Genomic DNA, 1215 nt, shown 5'->3' with positions numbered 1-1215 from the left:
GAATTGGTAACATAAGATGGATTTTTTACTTGCTTGTTTTTTAATAGCTGTCGCGATTTTTCTTTTCAGACTTATGCGACGGAGTACAGATTAAAAAATCTGCTCCTGACCATATTTCTGATTCTGAAATAGCATTCCTACTGGATGACAGGCGCGACGCTGATGGGCATCGTAGTCGTCAAACTCTTCCTGATCGAGCTTTCCAACAGCGGCGGTATTGAGCGCATTGCCTCCTTCATCATTGTTGGCCTGCTGCTGCTTCTGGTCGGCTGGTTTGCCCCCGTTCCGCCCAAAGCAGAAAATGATGGCGAACACAAAGCCTAATCATTAACTTCAAATAAAAAGGCCGTCTGAAAAAGCAGCGTTATCTGTTTTCAGACGGCCTTTATTTTTTAGAAGGTGCAATCTGCTTTGTTCTAGAATGTCTAATCGTATTGAGTTATGATGCCTTTTAATATTATATAAATGGATAAGCCGTAGGCCGTCTGAAAAAAGAAAACGGGTCTGCATACCACGCATGATGCGCCCGACAGATTGACTATGGATGGCAATATAAAGATAAAAACCGCTACCGGAGGAAATAGAAAATGCCTAACCGCAATGAGCTTCCCTTAATTTATTCTTGTTCCGGATGTTCCGATGTGGCGCAGCTGGCCAACAACACAGCCGTGGCGCTCGACCATGCCGGAGAATTTGAAATGTCGTGCATTTCCGGCGTAGGCGGCAAAGTCGCGCCGTTGGTACGCAAAGCGCAGTCCGGACGGCCGATGTTGGTTATTGACGGCTGTCATCTGCATTGCGCCAAATCGTGTTTGGAAAATGTGGGCGTTGAAATCCCGGAAGGGCATCATGTAAAACTATACGAACTGGGCTACAAAAAACGCTTTGGCAAAAGCTATGACGAAGCTACGGTAGAAGAAGTTTATCAATATGTTTTGACGAAGAAGGGCGATGTATTGAGCAGTTAATAACTTTTAATAACAAAAAATTTAATCAAGAGGAAACAATCCATGGAACAATTATTCATTCCCGGCAGTATTATTGCCGATTATTTTTATCTCGGCCTTTTCCTGCTGGTTGTCGCGTCTTTGATTGCGGGCTATGTCGATGCTATTGCGGGCGGAGCAGGGCTGATTTTGATTCCCGCATTTTTGATGGTAGGTTTACCGCCTCAGGTCGCGTTGGCACAGGAAAAATTGGTGAGTACCATCGGTA

The 1215-nt window shown here is 44.8% G+C and carries 1 protein-coding gene and 2 pseudogenes; all 3 read left to right on the top strand.

Going from position 1 to position 1215, the window contains the following annotated elements; genetic code table 11:
* Nucleotides 1–138: 138 nt before the first annotated feature.
* A pseudogene (locus ACTHUM_RS14635) lies at nucleotides 139–324 on the top strand (DUF2339 domain-containing protein); the annotation flags it as partial.
* Nucleotides 325–587: 263 nt separating this feature from the next.
* Nucleotides 588–968 (top strand): putative zinc-binding protein, encoded by a 381-nt coding sequence (locus ACTHUM_RS14630; protein WP_003748129.1) that lies wholly within the window; start codon nucleotides 588–590, stop codon nucleotides 966–968.
* 42 nt (nucleotides 969–1010) lie between these two features.
* A pseudogene (locus tag ACTHUM_RS14625) lies at nucleotides 1011–1215 on the top strand (hypothetical protein); the annotation flags it as partial.

The organism is Neisseria sp. P0021.S006 (assembly GCF_051956895.1).
Note: the sequence above shows the minus strand (reverse complement) of the source record. Positions and strands in the feature narration are given on the sequence as shown.

Bases quoted from the DNA above. Each gene is read 5' to 3' on its own strand.
- ACTHUM_RS14630 (WP_003748129.1), top strand. From the start codon at position 588: ATGCCTAACCGCAATGAGCTTCCCTTAATTTATTCTTGTTCCGGATGT.